Below are 18,849 nucleotides of genomic sequence, written 5' to 3' on the forward strand. Positions count from 1 at the left end.
CAGGGCCAAGTCCGGAAAATCGGGTATGACCATAAAACGGTCAGAAGGCTGCTCAAGATACACAGCGCCCGGCAGCCATACAAGCGTCCCAAAGTTGCAGGAATGCGCCACTTGTGGCCGACCGGGCAGGTGGTTGCGCCCGGCGCAACCACCCTCCCCTTACCCGTGCATGGCCTGCACGCCACTCACCCCTGCTGGCTTGGGCACACCTTCAGCCGGTATTGCGCAGCCCGGCGGCAATACCCGCCACGGTCACCAGCAAGGCCTGCTCCAACGGGCTGTCCAGAGCGGCTTCGCGGCTGCGCGAGCGGGCCAGCAACTCGGCCTGCAGGCGGTGCAGCGGGTCCAGGTAGGTGTTGCGCAGGCTGATGAATTCCAGCGTCTCGGGGCTGTGCGCCAGTAGCACCTGCTGCCCGGTCAGCCCCAGTACCACCTGGCAAGACTGCGACAATAGGTCGCGCAGGTGTGCACCTAAAGGAAGCAAGTCCGGTTGCACCAGACGTTCGTCGTAGGCCTCGGCTATTTGCGCATCGGCCTTGGCCAGCACCATTTCCAGCATGTCGATGCGGGTACGGAAAAACGGCCACTGCTCGCGCATCTGTGCCAGCAACTCACCTTGGCCACAGGCCAAGGCATTGCTCAGCGCGGTTTCCCAGCCCAGCCAGGCCGGCAGCATCAGCCGGGTCTGGGTCCAGCCGAAGATCCATGGGATGGCCCGCAGGCTTTCGATCCCGCCTGCCCGGCGCTTGGCCGGGCGGCTGCCCAGCGGCAGGCGCCCCAGTTCCTGTTCTGGCGTCGACTGGCGGAAGTACTCGACGAAATCGGGGTTGTCGCGCACCACGCTGCGGTACGCCTTGACGCCGTCAGCAGCCAACTGGTCCATCACCTCGCGCCAGGCCGGTTGCGGGGGCGGCGGTGGCAACAGCGTGGCTTCGAGCACAGCGGCCAGGTACAGGTTCAGGTTTTGCTCGGCGATGCCCGGCAAACCGAACTTGAAGCGGATCATTTCGCCCTGCTCGGTGGTGCGGAACCGTCCCGCCACCGAACCCGGTGGCTGCGACAGGATCGCTGCGTGGGCCGGGCCACCGCCGCGCCCTACCGTACCGCCCCGGCCGTGGAACAGCAGCAGTTCGACCTGGTGTTCGGCGCAGATGCGCACCAGGTTTTCCTGGGCCCGGTACTGCGCCCAGGCCGCCGCCGTGGTGCCAGCATCCTTGGCCGAGTCGGAGTAGCCGATCATCACTTCCTGCGGGCCGCGCAGCCCGGCCCGGTAACCCGGCAGGCCGAGCAGGCGCTGCATCACCGGCCCGGCGTTGTCCAGGTCAGCCAGGGTCTCGAACAGCGGTACCACACGCATGGGGCGGGTCAGGCCGGCTTCCTTGAGCAACAGTTGCACCGCCAGCACATCCGAAGCGGCACCGGCCATGGAAATGACATAGGAGCCCAGCGAGGCAGCGGGCGCGGCGGCGACTTCCCGGCAGGTGGCCAGCACCTCGGCGGTGTCTGCCTGCGGCCTGAAGTGCGCGGGCAACAGCGGGCGGCGGTTTTTCAGCTCGGCCTGAAGGAATTCGATGCGGCGATCTTCATCCCAGTCGGCATAGCGGCCCAGGCCCAGGTAGTCGGTGATTTCGGTCAGCGCGTCACGGTGGCGGGCAGCGTCCTGGCGCACGTCCAGGCGGCCCAGGAAAAGGCCGAAAGTGACGGCGCGGCGCAGGCAATCGAGCAACGGCCCTTCGGCGATAACGCCCATGCCGCATTCGTGCAGCGACTGATAGCACAGCTCCAGTGGCGCAATCAGGTCGCGGTTATCCACCAGCACCTCGGCGCTGGCCGGCTGGCTGCTGGTCAAAGCGGTATGCGCCCAGGCACGCGTCGCTCGCAGGCGGTCGCGCAGTTGCTTGAGCACGGCGCGGTAGGGTTCGGCACTGCCGCCCACCCGTTCGCGCAACGCGTCACTGGCCTGCTGCATGGACAACTCGGCGGCCAGTGCATCGATGTCGCGCAGGAACAGGTCGGCGGCCATCCAGCGCGCCAGCAACAGCACTTCCCGGGTAACGGCGGCAGTCACATTGGGGTTGCCGTCACGGTCACCGCCCATCCACGAGGCAAAGCGAATTGGCGCGGCCTCCAGCGGCAGGCGCAAGCCGGTGGCATCCAGCAGGGCCTTGTCGACCTTGCGCAGGTGGCTGGGGATGGCGTGCCACAGCGAATGCTCGATCACCGCGAAGCCCCACTTGGCTTCGTCTACCGGCGTCGGCCGGGTGCGGCGGATTTCTTCGGTGTGCCAGGCCTCGGCAATCAGCCGGCGCAAGCGTTCACGCACCTGATGGCGTTCGTCCGGGGTCAGGTCACGGTGGTCCTGGGCAGCCAGCTGGCCGGCGATGGCGTCGTACTTCTGGATCAAGGTGCGACGGGCCACCTCGGTGGGGTGCGCCGTAAGCACCAATTGGATGTCGAGCTTGGCCAGTTGCCGGGCCAGGGCATCGTTGCTATGCCCGGCCTGCTTCAGGCGCGCCAGCAATTCGGGCAGCACACGGGCCTCGAAGGGTTCGGCCTGGCCGGCGTCGCGGCGGCGGATCAACTGGTACTGCTCGGCCATGTTGGCCAGGTTGAGGAACTGGTGAAAGGCCCTGGCGACGGGTAGCAAGTCTTCTTCGGCAAGGTCGGCCAGGGTCGAGGTCAATTGCTCGCCGGGGCCGCGGCGGTCGGCCTTGGCGCTGTGGCGGATGTCTTCGATTTTCTGCAAGAACGCATCGCCATGCTGCTGGCGAATGGTTTCGCCGAGCAGCTCACCCAACACATGGACATCTTCACGCAAACGCACATCGATATCGGTCATTGGCCCTCTCTTTGGCGCGGCTCTGGCGCACTCTTGTACACAACTCTACCGAAGAGTGCCCCCAGCCGAGCGCCAATGGCAAGCCGTGATCAGCCAAAGCAAACTAAAGTGAAAGCAAGCACTCCCATGCAATGCAGCCTTAGCAGGCGTCAACAGAGGTCATCATGAAAATCCGTGAACTCGCCCAGCACTGGGAACAGAATGCCGCCGGCACTCTCAGCCGCACGGGCCATGTATTGCATCTGGACCTGGAATCCGAGGCGCGCCTGGCCGCGCTGATCGACATGTACCCAAAGCGTACCGCCGAGGAACTGCTCGGCGAGCTGGTGGCGGCCGCCCTCGAAGAGCTGGAAGCCAGCTTCCCCTATGTGCAGGGTCACCAAGTCATCGCCACCGATGAAGAAGGTGACCCGCTGTACGAGGATGTCGGCTCTACTCCGCGCTTTCTGTCCCTCTCGCGACAGCACCTGCACAGCCTGAGCACCACCGACGACGATAGCGAAAGATAACCACCCGCCCCACCGTTCCGGGCCTCGGCAAGGCCCGGAATACCGCCTTTGCCTGCAAAAGTTCCAGGCAAATCGCGCTGACCGATCAGTCAGAAATAATTCCTCGTTCAGTGCACTTTTTTCTGAACCATTCCAAAAACGGTCGAGTCGGAGCCAATAGCCATCACGCTAAAACCCTGCACACTGCCCTCGTGCACCGTTCAGCTGAAGCGCGCGGTTTTGTCAGGGAATAAGCGATGGACTGCTACGGACATCGTCGTTATCAGGAGTGATCCAATGGAGCTGACCACCATGAAGACCCGCACTAGCAAACTGTCATCTACTCATGTGCGCGGGTTCAAGCTGGCCGCGCTGGCCCTGGGCAGTAGCCTGGTCCTGGCCGGCTGTGCGGGCAACCCGCCCACCGAGCAGTATGCCGTTACCCAATCCGCCGTGAACTCCGCCGTGAGCGCGGGTGGCACCGAGTTCGCTGCCGTGGAAATGAAAGCGGCCCAGGACAAGTTCAAGCAAGCCGAAATCGCCATGCACGACAAGAAGTACGACGAGGCCAAGCGCCTGGCCCAACAGGCCGAGTGGGACGCACGCCTCGCCGAACGCAAGGCCCAGGCGGCCAAGGCCCAGAAGGCCGTGCAGGATGCCCGTCAGGGCGTTCAGGACGTACGTGAGGAAGGCCTGCGCAGCGCTCAGTGAGCCCTGCCCCGCCAACCTTAGCCTTCGCACTCGATCAAAGGATGAACACTATGCGCAAACACGTCATGATTCCCGCCCTGCTGGCCCTCAGCGTTGGTCTTGCTGCCTGCTCGCACGACCCTAACGCCAACCTGGAATCGGCCCGCACCAACTTCTCCTCGCTGCAGAGCGATCCGCAATCGAGCAAGGTCGCGGCACTGGAGACCAAGGACGCCCAGGACTGGCTGAACAAGGCCGACAAGGCCTACATGGACCGTGAAGACGAGAAGAAGGTCGACCAACTGGCCTATCTGACCAACCAGCGTGTTGAAGTGGCCAAGCAGACCATTGCCCTGCGCACCGCCGAAGGCGAGCTGAAAAATGCCTCGGCCCAACGCGCACAGGCCAAGCTGGATGCCCGCGACGCGCAGATCGCCAAGCTGCAGGACAGCCTCAACGCCAAGCAGACCGACCGCGGTACGCTGGTGACCTTTGGCGATGTGCTGTTCGACTTCAACAAGGCCGAGCTCAAGAGCAACGCCTACCCGAACGTCACCAAGCTGGCCCAGTTCCTCCAGGAAAACCCGGAGCGCAAGGTGATTGTCGAGGGCTACACCGACAGCGTCGGCTCGGCCAACTACAACCAGACCCTGTCCGAGCGCCGCGCCAACAGCGTACGCATGGCACTGGTACGTGCCGGCGTAGACCCGGCGCGCATCGTCTCCCAGGGCTATGGCAAGGAGTACCCGGTAGCGGACAACGGCAGCAACTCGGGCCGTGCGCAAAACCGTCGCGTGGAGGTAACCATCTCCAACGACAACCAACCGGTGGCACCCCGTTCGGTGAGCCAGGTTCAGCGGTAAGGCTGGCTGGCTGAAAAAAAGCCCCGCGCTCGACGTGGGGCTTTTTTTTGCCTGTACCGGCCTCTTCGCGGCTAAAGCCGCTCCCACAGGTATTTCCCCCACCCCGAAACTGAAGCGGTCCCTGTGGGAGCGGCTTTAGCCGCGAATGGGCCGGAACAGGCGCTGAAAAGGCTGGCTCACTTCACCTGCTGCGGGGTTTCCTCGCCCATGCAGCGCACCGCACGCTTGCGGTTGTCCACCAGCACGCCGGTCAGGCCTTTCTGCTCGGTGTCGAACAACACCAGCACGCCATCGACGCACTGGGCCACTTGCGGCGCCGGGTCCAGCGAAACCTTGTAGTCCTCGCCCGGGATGGTCTTGAGCATGGTGAAGTCCTGCAGCAACAGGGCATCCTCGGGTTTGGCGAAATGCAGGTAACCGTAGTACCACAAGGCCCCCACCGTCACGATGATGCTGCCGACGCCGGTCAGGATCAGCGGGATGGCGTTGCGTTCTTCACTCATTGCTTGTTCTTCTCGTCAGGGAAATTGGGCACTTCGGCAAGCCGCCGCAGGCCGTTGAAATGGCTAGGGTCGTCGAGGAAACGCAGCATCACCTGGCGCCATGTGGGGTCGGCGAAGGTCTGCACATGGCCACCGCGGGTCAGTTGCAGCACCCGCGGTGGTGGCGCGTGCTGGTACAGGCGAATACCGTTGTCCATCGGCACCAGGTTGTCGTCGATGCTGTGGAAGAACAGCTTGGGCGGGCTGCTCAGTTGCTCGATCGAACGGATTGCACTGTCGCCGTCCGGCACCAGCCACGACAGCGGCACCTGCAACGGCCAGGTCATCCACGACGTGCTGAGGGCAAAGCGCCCGACTGAACGGTAACTGGCCGGTACGCCATCGAACACCAGGGCACTGAAGCGCTGGCGCTGCTCGGGGTGGGCCGCCAGGTAATGAATGGCCATGGCGCCGCCAAGGCTTTGCCCCAGCAGCACCAGGGGCTTGCCCTTTACCTCGGGCGCCTGGTCTAGCCAGGCCATGGCGGCGGCGATATCTTCGTACACCTCTGGCAGGCTTGGCGCCCCCTGCGACAGGCCATAACCGCGGTAATCGATCATCAGCACCTGATAGCCCTGCTCCGGCAGCCAGTAGCTGCCACCCAGGTGCCCCGGCAGGTTGCCGCCGTTGCCGTGCAAGTGCAGTACCGTACCTTTGACCTCGACCCCGGCCTTGGCCGGCAACCACCAACCGTGCAGGCGGATGCCATCAGTTGTGGTCAACGTTACATCGCGGTACGCCAGCTTGGCCCGCTCAGGCGTAAAGGCCTGACCACGCTCGGGGTAGAACAGCAGGCTGCTGCAGCCGCCAAGGCCCAGCAGGACCAAGCCCAGGGCCAGCAGGCGGCAGCACTCAGAGAATGTTCGCGTAGTCGGCTTCAATACGGTCCAGGCTCAGGTGGTTGAGGAAGTTGGAGAAGCACATCCAGGCCGACAGCGCGTTAAGGTCGCGGAACTGCTCGGGCAAGTACTTGGGCGGCGCAACCAGGCCCTCCTCCACCAGCTGGCGCAAGGTACGCATGTCTTCCAGGGTGGTCTTGCCACAGAACAGCAACGGGATCTGTTCGAGCTTGCCCTTCTTCACGGCCAACTGAATGTAGTTGTAAACCATGATGAAGCCCTTGAGGTAGGACAAGTCCTTGGTGAATGGCAGGCCATTGGGCACCGAACCGCGGAACACCCGGCTGGCGTTGCTGTAGCTCTGTGCCATCTCGAAGCCTTGCCCACGGAAAAAATCGAACACCTGGAGGAAATCGGCGCCCTCCTCGACCATGTGGATGGCGCGAGTGCGGTTGGTGAGCTTGCGCAGCCGGCTGGGGTAGGAGGCGAAGGCAATCACTTCCATGAGGATGGCCAGGCCTTCCTGGGTCACCGTCGACGAGGGCGGGCCCTTGGCCAGGAAGGTGCAGATCGGCTGGTTCAGGCCATTGAGCGTGGTACCGACATGCACCAGCCCTTCGTGCACCTCCAGGGCGCGCACGTCGCGGGCGTTGAACATGGCATCGGCGCGCACCTTGATGTAGTCGGCACCGGCCGCGGCATCGGCGACGATACCGTCGGACTCGAACACGCGGATGGTTTCCTCGGCCTCGCCGAACACCTTGTTCAGCCGGCGCTGGAGGATCTCCACCGCCTCTTTGGCGGTGAGGTTCTTCGGCTCGTCCTTCAGGTCGCCACGGCCATCGATATTGTTGAGGTAATCCGACAGCATCAGACCGAGGTCGGCCAGGGTCGGGTCACCGGCATGGAAGGCATCGGAGGCAGCGCCATACAGCTCCTGGGAGATCAGGCCGAAGTCCTCGGTCCCGCGCGCTTCGAGCATGCGCACCACCATGCGGTACTCGCGGCACATGCGCTTCATGATCTGCCCGACCGGGTTGAACTGACCTAGCTGGCGGATGATGTCACGCTCGATGCCCTGGAACTCGGCCTTCACCGCGCCGGAGTCGAACGATAGCGGGCGCGACTGGTAATAGGCACGGTCGACGGCCGGCGGCTCCTTGCCCTTGGCTTTGAGGAAGCCCTGACGAATGTTTTCGTCCCATTTAACCGCGTCCAGGACCCGGATCGGGGTCTGCGCCGCAACGATGCGGTCTGACAGAGCGCGGATGGTTTGCTGGTATTCGTCCACTGGGGACTCCTTATTGCAACAATGAGCCAAGCCTTGTGTTGCCTGTGCTGGCCTCTTCGCGGCTAAAGCCGCTCCCACAGGGACCGCACAGGTCTCAAGCCTGGTGCAGTACCTGTGGGAGCGGCTTTAGCCGCGAAGAGGCCGGCACAGGTAACTACTTGCCAGTACGCTGGAACCGCGCCACTTCGACGAACAGGTCGGAGTTGGCCGGGTCGTCCAGGTACGCCAGCACCCGCGCCGAGGGGCTATCGATCAGCACGCCGTCGCCGTTGTCTTCAGGCACCTCGGTGCTGCGCCCGGTCAGTTCCTTCTTGTCCACCGCCTGCTGCACCTGCTCGACATCCAGGTTGTAGACCACCAGCTCCTTGCCCTCGACGATGTCGAAACCGCCGATCAGGAAGTTGCCTCCCAGGCGTTTGGGCACGCCGGCCGACAGGTACCAGCGGTTGCCGTGGCGCGACACGGTGAACACGTATTCCTCAGGGGCCTTGCCCTTGGCCGTGGCCACCGCCTTGTAGGCACCGCCGCCGCTGCGGCTGATGGTCAGCTTCAACGGCTCGCCCCAGGCGTCCTTGCTGCTCCACTTGCCGAGCAGCGCCTTGGGCGCCGCCTGGTTGCTGGGCAAGGGCTCATGGAAGGTCACCAGACAACCGCCCAGCAGCAGGAATGACAGAGTCAACAACACCACACGCCAGGCTTTCATCAGGTTCTCCTTGAAAAATCGGTCTCGGCTCAGGCCGATGCCAGCACCAGCTGCAGGTATCGGGTAAGCATAGCGAGCATCTGCCCATCGGCTTGCGCGTTCGCATCCTTGAGCAGGCCCTGATATTCCATCTGCTCGATAATCGCCGTCAACATCTGGGCGTCCTGTTCTGGTTGTCGCGACCCCACCACCTGCAGCAATTGACGGGTGCCGTGCAGCAGGATCTGCTCGTGGGCACGCACCAGCTCAGCCAGGCGTGGGCACAGCAGCGCCTCTTGGCGGAAGGCCTGTTCGGCCATCAGGAAGTCGCGGCGGTTCAGCAGTTGCCGCTGAACATAGTCGGCAGTCATGCGCGCCACTTCGTCAGCCAGCCGCGCCCGTGCCGCCGGGCTGCCGTCACCCTGGGCCAGCAACTGGCGCAGTACCACTTCGGTGTTGGCCCACAGCTTGGCCATGTAGGCGGCACTACGCTCGACATACTGGGCGAAGGTATCGGTGAGCAGGTCCTCGATGTCCTTGAAGTAGTAGGTGGTGGCCGACAGCGGCACAGCGGCCTCGGCGGCCACCGCACGGTGGCGCACACCGCGCACGCCATCGCGCACGACGATACGCATGGCGGCGTCGAGGATCAGCTGGCGGCGCTGTTCGCTGCCTTGGCGGGCAGTCTTGCGGCCTTGGTATTGCACGTTTTCGGCGACGGCGGTAGCGATGCCGGCGGCGCCTTGATCAGGCATGGCGGGTGTCACAGGGCATACCTCACGGTTCAAGTCATCTGCGGCCTGCACTGGCCTCATCGCCGGCAAGCCAGCTCCCACGGGCCCGCACAATAGTCAGGACCTATGCAGCACCTGTGGGAGCTGGCTTGCCAGCGATGGAGCCAGTACAGACAACATAAAGCTTCAGGCAAGAAAAAGCCGCCTCGAAAGGCGGCTTGTTCAATTCACTCAGGCCTGTGGACGCATGTGCGGGAACAGGATCACGTCGCGGATCGACGGCGAGTTGGTCAGCAACATGACCAGGCGGTCGATGCCGATGCCTTCACCGGCGGTCGGCGGCATGCCGTACTCCAGCGCACGCACGAAGTCGGCGTCGTAGTGCATGGCTTCGTCGTCACCAGCGTCCTTCTCGGCCACCTGGGCCAGGAAGCGCTCGGCCTGGTCTTCGGCATCGTTGAGCTCGGAGTAGGCGTTGGCGATTTCGCGGCCACCGATGAACAGCTCGAAGCGGTCGGTAACGGCCGGGTTGTCGTCGTTGCGACGAGCCAGCGGCGACACTTCGAACGGGTACTCGGTGATGAAGTGAGGCTGCTCCAGCTTGTGCTCGACCAGCTCTTCGAAAATCATCACCTGCAGCTTGCCCAGGCCTTCGTGGCCCAGCACCTTGGCACCGGCCTTCTTGGCGATGTCGCGGGCGCGGTCAACGTCCTGCAGGTCGGCAGCGGTCAGTTCCGGGTTGTACTTGAGGATCGAGTCGAACACCGACAGGCGCACGAACGGCTCGCCGAAGTGGAACACCTTGTCGCCGTAAGGCACGTCGGTGCTGCCCAGTACCAACTGCGCCAGCTCGCGGAACAGTTCCTCGGTGAGGTCCATGTTGTCGTTGTAGTCGGCGTAGGCCTGGTAAAACTCGAGCATGGTGAATTCGGGGTTATGACGCGTCGAAACACCTTCGTTACGGAAGTTGCGGTTGATCTCGAACACTTTCTCAAAGCCACCCACCACCAGGCGCTTGAGGTACAGCTCCGGCGCGATACGCAGGAACATGGCCATGTCCAGGGCGTTGTGGTGGGTTTCGAACGGCTTGGCCGCCGCGCCGCCCGGGATGGTTTGCAGCATCGGCGTCTCGACTTCGAGGAAGTCACGCTCGGTGAGGAACTTGCGAATGTGCGAGATCACCTGCGAACGCACACGGAAGGTGTGGCGGGTTTCTTCGTTGACCATCAGGTCGACGTAACGCTGGCGGTAGCGCTGTTCGGTGTCGGTCAGGCCGTGGTGCTTGTCGGGCAGCGGGCGCAGCGACTTGGTCAGCAGGCGCACGTTGGTCATTTCGACGTACAGGTCACCCTTGCCGGAACGTGCCAGGGTGCCTTCGGCGCTGATGATGTCGCCCAGGTCCCAGGTCTTGACTGCGGCCAGGGTTTCTTCCGACAGGGTCTTGCGGTTGACGTAGACCTGGATGCGACCGGTCATGTCCTGGATAACCATGAACGAGCCACGGTTGAGCATGATACGGCCGGCAACCTTGACCGGAATCGCGGCTGCTTCCAGCTCTTCCTTGGTCTTGTCCGCGTACTGTTTCTGCAGGTCGTTGCAGTAGCTGTCGCGACGGAAGTCGTTGGGGAAGGCGTTGCCTTTGGCGCGCTCGGCGGCAAGTTTTTCCTTGCGCAGGGCGATCAGGGCATTTTCTTCCTGTTGCAGGTCTTGCGAGTCGGTCTTGAGGTCGCTCATGTCGTCACATCTTCCATCAGGGAATTCATTGCCCTCGCCCGCAGGCGAGGGTCTTTCAGCAGGAGTGAAGCTTACAGGCCCTGTTTCAGGCTGGCTTCCAGGTATTCGTCGATATCACCGTCGAGCACCTTGTTGCAGTCGCTGCGTTCAACGTTGGTACGCAGGTCCTTGATCCGCGACGCGTCGAGCACGTACGAGCGGATCTGGTGACCCCAGCCGATGTCCGACTTGCTGTCTTCCAGCGCTTGCGAAGCGGCGTTGCGCTTCTGCATTTCCAGCTCGTACAACTTGGCCCGCAGCATTTTCATGGCGGTGTCCTTGTTGGCGTGCTGGGAGCGTTCGTTCTGGCAAGCCACCACGGTGTTGGTCGGCACGTGGGTGATACGTACCGCGGAGTCGGTGGTGTTCACGTGCTGACCACCGGCGCCCGAGGAGCGGTAGGTGTCGATACGCAGGTCGGACGGGTTGATGTCGATCTCGACCTTGTCGTCGATCTCGGGCGACACGAACACCGCCGAGAACGAGGTGTGACGACGGGCGCCGGAGTCGAACGGGCTCTTGCGCACCAAGCGGTGCACGCCGATCTCGGTGCGCAGCCAGCCAAAGGCGTACTCGCCCTTGATGTGCACGGTAGCGCCTTTGATGCCGGCGACTTCACCTTCGGAAAGCTCGATGATGGTGGCGTCGAAACCGCGCTTGTCGGCCCAGCGCAGGTACATGCGCAACAGAATGTTGGCCCAGTCCTGGGCTTCGGTGCCGCCGGAACCTGCCTGGATGTCCAGGTAGGCGTTGTTCATGTCCATCTCGCCGCTGAACATGCGGCGGAACTCAAGCTTCGCCAGGGCTTCTTCCAGGCGCTGCAGCTCGGCGGTCACGTCCTCGACAGCGGCTTCGTCTTTTTCTTCGACGGCCATGTCCAGCAAGTCGCGGCAGTCGTTCAGGCCACCGGACAGTTCATCCAGGGTTTCGACGATCTGCTTCAGGGCAGCGAGCTCGCGGCCCAGTTCCTGGGCGTATTCGGGCTTGTTCCAGACGTTTGGGTCTTCCAGCTCGCGATTGACTTCGATCAGGCGGTCATGCTTGTGATCGTAGTCAAAGATACCCCCGAATGGACTGGGAACGCTCGGTGAGGTCCTTGATGGTGTTCAGAATCGGTTGGATTTCCATGGGCGCGCGGCTCTCGTACGAATTCGGTGAAAAGCCCGCGAGTATAACCGAGTCCGCGGCACGGCGGCAGACCCGCCGGGCGGTCACATTCGCAGAACGTATCACCGCCCTTGCAGGAGCGGGCTTGCGCAGCCCATCGCGACACAAGGCCGCTCCTAAAAGGGGCCGTGCACCGTTTCTCAGGCGATGCCGACTTGGTTACGCCCGCTGTTCTTGGCCTGGTACAAGCCTTTGTCCGCCGCCGAAATCAGTTGCCGGCAGTGGCTGCCCACGGCCGGGGTCTGGGTGGCCAGGCCGATGCTCACGGTCAGGTGCGAGTCGGCCACCGGGGCGCTGTGCGGGATGCCAAGGCCGAAAACGGTCTGACGCAGCTTTTCAGCCACCAGGCGTGCCCCGCCTGGCGAGGTGTTGGGCAGCACCAGGGCAAACTCCTCGCCGCCATAGCGGGCCGGCAGGTCGGTCGGCCGCGAGCATGAGCCACGGATCGCCTCGGCCACCTGGCGCAAGGCCTCGTCGCCGGCCAGGTGGCCGAAGCTGTCGTTGTAGGCCTTGAAATAGTCCACATCGATCATCAGCAACGACAACTGCTGCTGTTCACGCATGGCGCGCCGCCATTCCAGCTCCAGGTACTCGTCGAAGTGGCGGCGGTTGGACAGCCCGGTCAGGCCATCGGAGTTCATCAGCCGCTGCAGCATCAGGTTGGAGTCGAGCAACTGCTGCTGGCTGACGCGCAGGGCGCGGTAAGCCTCGTCGCGTTGCAGCAGGGTAAGGTAGGAGCGCGAATGGTAGCGAATGCGCGCTACCAGTTCGATGGTGTCCGGAAGCTTGACCAGGTAATCGTTGGCCCCGGCGGCAAACGCCGCGCTTTTGACCAGCGGGTCCTCCTTGGTCGACAGTACGATGATCGGGATGTCCTGGGTGGCCGGGTTGTTGCGGTATTCGCGTACCAGGGTCAAGCCGTCCAGGCCAGGCATGATCAGGTCCTGGAGGATGACCGTGGGCTTGATGCGCATGGCCTGGACCACCGCCTGGTGCGGGTCGGCACAGAAGTGGAAGTCGATGTTGTCTTCATTGGCCAGACCACGCCGCACCGCCTCGCCGATCATGGCCTGGTCGTCGACCAGCAGCACCATCGCAGAGTTTTCGTTGGTGGTGGCAAAACCTTCGATCGGTAAGTCATTCATACCTGTTCACCCGATCACTGCCGTTCTGGCGGCGTGATTCAATACATTTCGTCATTTTGCGAAAAAGTCCATCAAGCGCCCGGCGATGCGTTCCAGCGGGCGAATTTCCACTGCGGCATCGATTGCCGCGGCGGCCTTGGGCATGCCGTACACTGCGCTGCTGGCCTGGTCCTGGGCAATGGTCAGAAACCCCTGCTGACGCATCAGCTTCAGGCCCTGGGCGCCGTCGCGCCCCATGCCGGTGAGCAGCACGCCCACCGCATCGCCATTCCAGTAACGTGCCACGCTCTCGAAGAACACATCGATCGAGGGCCGGTAGATTTCATTGACAGGTTCGGCAGTGTAGGCCAGTTGGCCATTTTGTAGCAGGCGAATATGGTGGTTGGTGCCGGCCAGCAATACCTGGCCCGGCTGCGGCGGCTCGCCTTCACGGGCCAGGCGCACCGGCAGGCCGGCTGCGCTGCTGAGCCACTCTGCCATGCCGGCAGCAAACACCTGGTCCACATGCTGGACCAGCACGATGGCCGCCGGAAACGCAGCAGGCAAGCCCTTGAGCAGCACTTCGAGGGCTGCCGGGCCACCCGCCGACGAACCGATCGCCACCAGCCCGCGACGCTGCGAGGCCTCACGCAGCGGTGTCGCCACCGGCCTTGCCGCTGGCGTGCGCTGCTGGCCGACCAGCCAGCCGATATTGAGGATTTTGCGCAGCAGTGGCGCCGCTGCTTCGCGGGCATCGCCAGCGCCCAGTGCCGGGGTGTCGACCACGTCGAGGGCGCCATGGCCCATGGCTTCGAACACCCGGTGCACGTTCTGCTTGCGGTCGACCGTGACGATGACGATGGCGCAGGGGGTTTCGGCCATGATCCGCCGCGTGGCCTCCACGCCGTCCATGACCGGCATGATCAGGTCCATCAGGATCAGGTCCGGCAGTTGCTCGGCGCAGCGCTGCACCGCCTCGGCGCCATTGCTGGCAACCCACACCACCTGGTGCGCAGGCTCCAGGGCGACCGCCCGACGCAGCGCCTCGACGGCCATAGGCATGTCATTGACGATGGCGATCTTCATCCCTGAGCACCTCCGATCAGCTCCACCACAGCATCCAGCAACGCATCGTCGTGGAAACTGGCCTTTGCCAAATAGTAGTCGGCGCCTGCATCCAGGCCACGCCGTCGGTCTTCCTCACGGTCCTTGTAGGACACCACCATCACCGGCAGCGACTGCAGGCGCTGATCGCGGCGTACCAGGGTCACCAGCTCGATGCCGTCCATTCGCGGCATATCGATGTCAGTGATCAGCAGGTCGAAGTCCTCGCTGCGCAGGGCGTTCCAGCCGTCCATGCCATCTACCGCCACCGCCACATCGTAGCCACGGTTGCCCAGCAGCTTGCGTTGCAGCTCGCGCACGGTCAGCGAATCGTCGACCACCAGGATGCGCTTGCGCACCACACCACGGGCGCCGCTGCTCCCGCGTTCGACGCGCTCCAGGCTGCCGGTACTGAGCAGTTTCTCCACCGAACGCAGCAGGTCTTCGACATCGACGATCAACACCACCGAGCCGTCATCGAGCAAGGCGCCGGAAGAAATGTCCTGCACCTTGCCCAGCCGTGGGTCGAGCGGCATCACCACCAGTACCCGCTCACCTATCAGCCGCTCCACGGCCACGCCGTACAGTTGCTCGCGCTCACGGATCACCACCACCCGCAGGCTGCCGTCTTGCGCCTGGCCGGCAGGCCGGTTCAACAACTGGCTGGCCGCCACCAGGCCGATAAGCCGGCCTTCGTGCCAGAAATGCTGGCGCCCTTCGATCTGCACGATCTGCTCGGTGGTCACTTCCAGCGTGCGTTCGATGTGGGCAAGCGGGAAGGCATAGGCCTCGCCACCCACCTCGATCACCAGGCTGCGCACCACCGACAGGGTCAATGGCACCTGCAGATGGAAGCGACAGCCCTGACCCGCCACCTGGGTCAGCTCGATGGAGCCGCGTAGCTCGCGGATCATGTGTTGCACCGCATCCAGCCCCACGCCGCGCCCAGACACCTCGGTGACCTTGTCGCGCAGGCTGAAGCCGGGCAGGAAAAGGAACGTCAGCAGTTCTGCATCACTCATCCGCGCCACCGTGTCGGCAGGCGACAGGGCGCGCTCGACGATGCTGCTGCGCAAGCGCTCCAGGTCGATGCCGGCACCATCGTCGATCAGTTCCAGGCTGAGCATGCCGGCCTGGTGCGAGGCGCGCAGGCGAATCACGCCTTCCTCTGGCTTGCCCGCCAGCAGGCGACGCTCCGGCAGCTCGATGCCGTGGTCAACCGCGTTGCGCAGCAGGTGGGTCAGCGGTGCTTCAAGCTTTTCCAGCACATCGCGATCGACCTGGGTCTTTTCCCCCTCTACCGCCAGCTGTACCGGTTTGCCCAGCGAGCGGCCAAGGTCTCGGACCATACGGCTCTGGCCGGTCAGCACATCGGCGAACGGCCGCATTCGGCAGGCCAGGGCGGTGTCGTACAACAACTGTGCACGCTGGCTGGCCTGCCAGCCGAATTCGTCCAGATCGGCGGCCTGCTGCTGCAGGATCTGCTGGGTTTCGGCCAGCAGACGCTGGGTTTGTGCCAGGGCTTCGAGCACCTCGCTGCCCTGGCCACTGTCCTCCAACTGCATGCGCAGGCCATCAAGCGCCTGCATACCCTGGCCATGCATGCGCTTGAGCCGCTGCAAGGTGGCCAGGTAAGGTTTGAGCCGCTGGGTTTCCACCAGCGACTTGCTGGACAGGTCGAGCAGGCTGTTGAGGCGGTCGGCGGTGACCCGCAGCACCCGCTCGGCACCTTCGCCGCCGCGTTTGCCGGCCTTGCGGCGCGGGGCAGGTTCGGGGTCGGACTCCAAAGCATCAAGTGGCAACGCCATAGGCTCGGCTGGCAAGGTTGCCAGCGGCAAGTCTGGCAGCACGGGCACTGGCGGCGGCACGGCAGGCATGGCCACAGCCCCTGGGTCGAGCAGGCTGGCCATTTGCGCCAGGAAGACGGGCAGGGTCGCCTGCGCCCCGACGTCGCCCGGTGTGGCGATACGCATCAGCAGGTCGGTGCCTTGCAACAGCGCGTCGATGTGCTCGGCACTCAGGCGCAAGCGGCCCTCCTGTGCCGCCACCAGGCAGTCTTCCATGACGTGGGCGACGCTGACGCCGGCATCCACCCCAACGATGCGCGCCGCGCCCTTCAGCGAGTGGGCGGCGCGCATGCAAGCCTCAAGCTGGTCAGCCTGGGTAGGGTTGCGCTCCAGCGCCATCAGGCCGGCGCTGAGGACCTGGGTCTGCGCCTCTGCCTCCAGGCTGAACAGTTCGAGCAACGATGCGTCGCGCATTTGCTCTGGGGTCATGACAGGCTCCGCTGCACGGCAGACAGTAAGTGTTGATCGTCCAGCACCCGCACGCTGCGGCCGCGCCACTGCAGCACTGCGGCGGTAAAGCGCGTGGCGTCCTGGCCGCTGCCCAGCAGCAGTGGGTCTAGCCGGTGAATACCGTCGATTTCCTCAACGGCCATCACTACCGGCCCTCCCTCGGCCGCCAGAATCAGCATGCGTGGCATGGCCCGACCGCTGCGTTGCTCGGCGGTGTCGGCCTGCACACCCAGCAAGTCAGCCAGTGACAGGCACGGCACCAACGCACCGCGCACATTGGCAACCCCCTGCAGCAGCCGCGAGCGCTGATGCGGCAGCGAATGCACGGCCTGCATCGGGGCGATCTCGGCCAGGCTGGCGGTGGCCAGCGCCAGCCACTCTTCGCCCAGGCGGAACAGCAGCATGGAGCGGCCGGTGTTTTCCTCCACTGGCTGCGCCGGGGCAGCCTGGTGGTCCTGCATCAGCGCGTAGCGGTCAAGCAGCCGGGTGGCCGAAGCCGCATACACGTCGCAATTTCGGCAGTGGACATGCCGCTCCAGCAGCGGGCACTGCTTGTCGCCGTGCACGCCAATGCGGTTCCAGCAGTCGTCGATGTGCGCGTCATCTTCGGCCAGCAGCTGCATCGCCATTTCACCCTTCATCGTTCAGGCTCCCTGCCAACCCGTGCAGCGCGGTCCTGCAGGCGCCGGGCACCGGCCAGGTCACCTTGGGACGCCAACAAGGCCGCCAGGTGTACCAGCGCCTCGGGGTGCTGCGGCTCCAGGTACAGGGCTTTGCGATAATGGGTCAGCGCCTGCTGCGCATCGCCTTCGGTATCACTGAGCAGCCCCAGCCAGTAGTACACCTGCGCCGACGGCGCGAACTGGCCCAGGTAGCGCTGGCATTCGGCACGCGCCTGCTCGCTGGCGCCAGCGTTGGCAAGCCGGGCGATGCTGGCCAGCAGCTCGCTCGCGCCCTCACGCGCATGCTCGCGGGCCGGCGCTGGCTTGGGCGCCATCGGCAGTACACGCAGCGGGCGCGGCAGCGGCGCGCCGGGTGGCGGATAACCCGCCGTGGCCAGCGGCGGTACGGTGCGCCGTGCGGGTTGCACAGGTGCCACTGCCAACGGGGCATTGCCACCCTCCTGGCGCACATAGGCAAACGACTGGGCGATCCCTAGCGGGCGCATGCCCAGCCGCGCCAGCAAGCTGCCTTCGGCCGGGCCGATGAACAGCACACCCTGCGGATGCAGCAGGCGCTTGAGCACCTCGAATACACGCTGCTGGGTCGGCACGTCAAAATAGATCAACAGGTTGCGACAGAACACGAAGTCGTACAGGCCGTCGCGGCTGGCCAGCGCGGGGTCGAGCACATTGCCCACCTGCAGGCTGACTTGCTGCTGAACTCGACCGTGCAGGCGGTGGCCTTCATCGAGGGCATCGAAGTAGCGCTCGCGAAAGCCCAGGTCGCTGCCGCGAAACGCATTGCGCCCATACACGGCCTGCCCGGCCTTGGTCACCGAACTGGGGCTGATGTCCATGCCATCGATCAGAAACGCCCCAGGCGCAATGCCCGCGTCGAGCAAGGCCATGGCCAGCGAATAGGGTTCCTCGCCGGTCGAGCATGGCAGGCTGAGCAGGCGCAGTGGGCGGGCCCCGGCCAGTTCGGCCAGGCGCTTGTGTGCCAGGCTGGCCAGGGCGGTAAAAGACTCCGGGTAACGGAAAAACCAGGTTTCCGGGACGATCACCGCCTCGATCAACGCCTGTTGCTCATCCGCCGACTGCTGCAGGCGCAGCCAGTAATGGTCCAGGTCGACGGCGCCCACGGCCACGCAACGCTGACGCAGCGCGCGCTCGACCATGGGCGCACCTACCGACTCAACGTCCAGGCCGATGCGCTCGCGCAAGAAGCGGAAGAAACGCTGTTCGCTCATGTCGGCATCCCTGTCGGCTCATCCGTGTACAGCAGGTGGTGCACGGCATCAGGCAGCAGATCGTTGACTTCGATGCGCTGCAGCAGGCCCTGCTCATCCTGGCGTACCGGGCCCAGATACGGCGCTTCGCCGCTGTCCACGCCATAAGGCTGGAATTCCTCCGGGTGGCAACGCAGGGTCTCGGTGGCCTGCTCCAGGATCAGGCCGAGTTGCAGGCTGCCACGATAATGCACCAGCACCAGTCGCGTACTGGTGCGCTGCGCCGCCGGCTGACCGAAACTCAGCGCGGCAAGGTCGATCACAGGAACCAGATGGCCACGATGGGCGAGGATGCCCGCGACCCAGGCAGGTGCCTGGGCAATCGGCTTGAGCGGCTGGCGCGGCAGCACCTCGATCACCTCGTGCACGCTCAGGGCAAAGCGCTGTTCCCTGAGGCGAAACTGCAGGTACAACGCGCCCTTGGCGTTTTGCGCGGATGCGGCGTGCGGTGGCAAGTCGTTCATC

At 64.3% G+C, this 18,849-nt stretch carries 17 protein-coding genes; 3 read left to right on the forward strand and 14 right to left on the reverse strand.

The annotated features are described in order from the left end of the window. Positions 1–211: 211 nt before the first annotated feature. Entirely contained in the window at positions 212–2,839 is a 2,628-nt protein-coding gene (gene ppc, locus E8E78_RS09270) for a phosphoenolpyruvate carboxylase (RefSeq protein ID WP_280312061.1), read from the reverse strand. 164 nt (positions 2,840–3,003) lie between these two features. On the opposite strand from ppc, the gene E8E78_RS09275 reads away from it, so the two are divergent. The 3 genes from E8E78_RS09275 (at position 3,004) to E8E78_RS09285 (ending at position 4,880) form a co-directional block, all read left to right on the forward strand. Then, complete coding sequence (locus E8E78_RS09275; RefSeq protein ID WP_016501195.1) at positions 3,004–3,348, forward strand: hypothetical protein; 345 nt, start codon at positions 3,004–3,006, stop codon at positions 3,346–3,348. Positions 3,349–3,624: 276 nt separating this feature from the next. Next, positions 3,625–4,038 (forward strand): DUF4398 domain-containing protein, encoded by a 414-nt coding sequence (locus E8E78_RS09280; RefSeq protein WP_014592166.1) that lies wholly within the window; start codon positions 3,625–3,627, stop codon positions 4,036–4,038. A 50-nt stretch (positions 4,039–4,088) separates the two neighbouring features. After that, positions 4,089–4,880 (forward strand): OmpA family protein, encoded by a 792-nt coding sequence (locus tag E8E78_RS09285; RefSeq protein WP_063426541.1) that lies wholly within the window; start codon positions 4,089–4,091, stop codon positions 4,878–4,880. A gap of 176 nt (positions 4,881–5,056) precedes the next feature. Here the strand turns inward: E8E78_RS09285 and E8E78_RS09290 are convergent, their stop codons facing one another. The 13 genes from E8E78_RS09290 to E8E78_RS09350 all read right to left on the reverse strand — a co-directional run bounded on the left by E8E78_RS09290 (position 5,057) and on the right by E8E78_RS09350 (position 18,848). Then, on the reverse strand, positions 5,057–5,383 hold the full coding sequence (locus tag E8E78_RS09290) for a hypothetical protein (RefSeq protein ID WP_016501197.1): 327 nt from the start codon (positions 5,381–5,383) through the stop codon (positions 5,057–5,059). Next, positions 5,380–6,303, reverse strand: a complete 924-nt coding sequence (locus tag E8E78_RS09295) for an alpha/beta hydrolase (protein WP_063426539.1) — start codon at positions 6,301–6,303, stop codon at positions 5,380–5,382. The genes E8E78_RS09290 and E8E78_RS09295 overlap by 4 nt, the downstream gene beginning before the upstream one ends. Further along, entirely contained in the window at positions 6,275–7,552 is a 1,278-nt protein-coding gene (locus tag E8E78_RS09300; RefSeq protein ID WP_016501199.1) for a flavohemoglobin expression-modulating QEGLA motif protein, read from the reverse strand. The genes E8E78_RS09295 and E8E78_RS09300 overlap by 29 nt, the downstream gene beginning before the upstream one ends. Positions 7,553–7,706: 154 nt before the next feature. Further along, a complete protein-coding gene (locus E8E78_RS09305) occupies positions 7,707–8,255 on the reverse strand; it encodes a hypothetical protein (protein WP_016485172.1) in 549 nt (182 codons plus the stop codon). Between the two features lie 29 nt (positions 8,256–8,284). Further along, positions 8,285–8,989, reverse strand: coding sequence for a TetR family transcriptional regulator (locus E8E78_RS09310; protein ID WP_041167855.1), 705 nt, complete (start codon positions 8,987–8,989; stop codon positions 8,285–8,287). A 210-nt stretch (positions 8,990–9,199) separates the two neighbouring features. Beyond that, positions 9,200–10,702 carry a lysine--tRNA ligase gene (gene lysS / locus E8E78_RS09315; protein ID WP_016501201.1) on the reverse strand — a complete coding sequence of 501 codons (1,503 nt, stop codon included), beginning with the start codon at positions 10,700–10,702 and terminating at the stop codon, positions 9,200–9,202. Between the two features lie 71 nt (positions 10,703–10,773). Then, positions 10,774–11,869, reverse strand: a protein-coding gene (gene prfB / locus E8E78_RS09320) for a peptide chain release factor 2 (protein WP_114942480.1) whose coding sequence is annotated in 2 segments (ribosomal slippage) — positions 10,774–11,796 and positions 11,798–11,869 — 1,095 coding nt in all. Because the reading frame shifts where the segments join, the coding sequence is not laid out codon by codon here. Positions 11,870–12,048: 179 nt separating this feature from the next. Continuing rightward, positions 12,049–13,053 (reverse strand): Wsp signal transduction system regulator diguanylate cyclase WspR, encoded by a 1,005-nt coding sequence (wspR, locus tag E8E78_RS09325; RefSeq protein WP_049274413.1) that lies wholly within the window; start codon positions 13,051–13,053, stop codon positions 12,049–12,051. A gap of 51 nt (positions 13,054–13,104) precedes the next feature. Next, positions 13,105–14,118 (reverse strand): Wsp signal transduction system protein-glutamate methylesterase WspF, encoded by a 1,014-nt coding sequence (gene wspF / locus E8E78_RS09330; protein ID WP_016501205.1) that lies wholly within the window; start codon positions 14,116–14,118, stop codon positions 13,105–13,107. Beyond that, complete coding sequence (locus E8E78_RS09335; protein WP_197898212.1) at positions 14,115–16,412, reverse strand: hybrid sensor histidine kinase/response regulator; 2,298 nt, start codon at positions 16,410–16,412, stop codon at positions 14,115–14,117. The genes wspF and E8E78_RS09335 overlap by 4 nt, the downstream gene beginning before the upstream one ends. Beyond that, positions 16,409–17,074: a chemotaxis protein CheW gene (locus E8E78_RS09340; protein WP_016501207.1), complete on the reverse strand. Its 666-nt coding sequence runs from the start codon at positions 17,072–17,074 to the stop codon at positions 16,409–16,411. The genes E8E78_RS09335 and E8E78_RS09340 overlap by 4 nt, the downstream gene beginning before the upstream one ends. Further along, complete coding sequence (locus E8E78_RS09345; RefSeq protein ID WP_049274410.1) at positions 17,071–18,345, reverse strand: protein-glutamate O-methyltransferase CheR; 1,275 nt, start codon at positions 18,343–18,345, stop codon at positions 17,071–17,073. Before E8E78_RS09345 ends, E8E78_RS09340 begins: the two co-directional genes overlap by 4 nt. Then, the gene (locus tag E8E78_RS09350; RefSeq protein WP_049274409.1) at positions 18,342–18,848 is read right to left on the reverse strand and encodes a chemotaxis protein CheW; all 507 of its coding nucleotides are present in this window, start codon (positions 18,846–18,848) and stop codon (positions 18,342–18,344) included. The genes E8E78_RS09345 and E8E78_RS09350 overlap by 4 nt, the downstream gene beginning before the upstream one ends. Position 18,849: the final 1 nt, after the last annotated feature.

This window comes from Pseudomonas sp. BN505 (assembly GCF_029873175.1).
GTDB classification, from domain to species: Bacteria; Pseudomonadota; Gammaproteobacteria; order Pseudomonadales; family Pseudomonadaceae; genus Aquipseudomonas; species Aquipseudomonas putida.

Excerpts from the sequence above, each read along its gene's own strand:
- E8E78_RS09335 (WP_197898212.1), bottom strand. The coding sequence starts at position 16,412 with ATGACCCCAGAGCAAATGCGCGACGCATCGTTGCTCGAACTGTTCAGC.
- wspR (WP_049274413.1), bottom strand. The coding sequence starts at position 13,053 with ATGAATGACTTACCGATCGAAGGTTTTGCCACCACCAACGAAAACTCT.
- E8E78_RS09305 (WP_016485172.1), bottom strand. The coding sequence starts at position 8,255 with ATGAAAGCCTGGCGTGTGGTGTTGTTGACTCTGTCATTCCTGCTGCTG.
- lysS (WP_016501201.1), bottom strand. The coding sequence starts at position 10,702 with ATGAGCGACCTCAAGACCGACTCGCAAGACCTGCAACAGGAAGAAAAT.
- E8E78_RS09350 (WP_049274409.1), bottom strand. The coding sequence starts at position 18,848 with ATGAACGACTTGCCACCGCACGCCGCATCCGCGCAAAACGCCAAGGGC.
- E8E78_RS09275 (WP_016501195.1), top strand. The coding sequence starts at position 3,004 with ATGAAAATCCGTGAACTCGCCCAGCACTGGGAACAGAATGCCGCCGGC.
- E8E78_RS09345 (WP_049274410.1), bottom strand. The coding sequence starts at position 18,345 with ATGAGCGAACAGCGTTTCTTCCGCTTCTTGCGCGAGCGCATCGGCCTG.
- E8E78_RS09280 (WP_014592166.1), top strand. The coding sequence starts at position 3,625 with ATGGAGCTGACCACCATGAAGACCCGCACTAGCAAACTGTCATCTACT.
- E8E78_RS09290 (WP_016501197.1), bottom strand. The coding sequence starts at position 5,383 with ATGAGTGAAGAACGCAACGCCATCCCGCTGATCCTGACCGGCGTCGGC.
- E8E78_RS09310 (WP_041167855.1), bottom strand. The coding sequence starts at position 8,989 with ATGCCTGATCAAGGCGCCGCCGGCATCGCTACCGCCGTCGCCGAAAAC.
- E8E78_RS09285 (WP_063426541.1), top strand. The coding sequence starts at position 4,089 with ATGCGCAAACACGTCATGATTCCCGCCCTGCTGGCCCTCAGCGTTGGT.
- wspF (WP_016501205.1), bottom strand. The coding sequence starts at position 14,118 with ATGAAGATCGCCATCGTCAATGACATGCCTATGGCCGTCGAGGCGCTG.
- E8E78_RS09340 (WP_016501207.1), bottom strand. The coding sequence starts at position 17,074 with ATGAAGGGTGAAATGGCGATGCAGCTGCTGGCCGAAGATGACGCGCAC.
- ppc (WP_280312061.1), bottom strand. The coding sequence starts at position 2,839 with ATGACCGATATCGATGTGCGTTTGCGTGAAGATGTCCATGTGTTGGGT.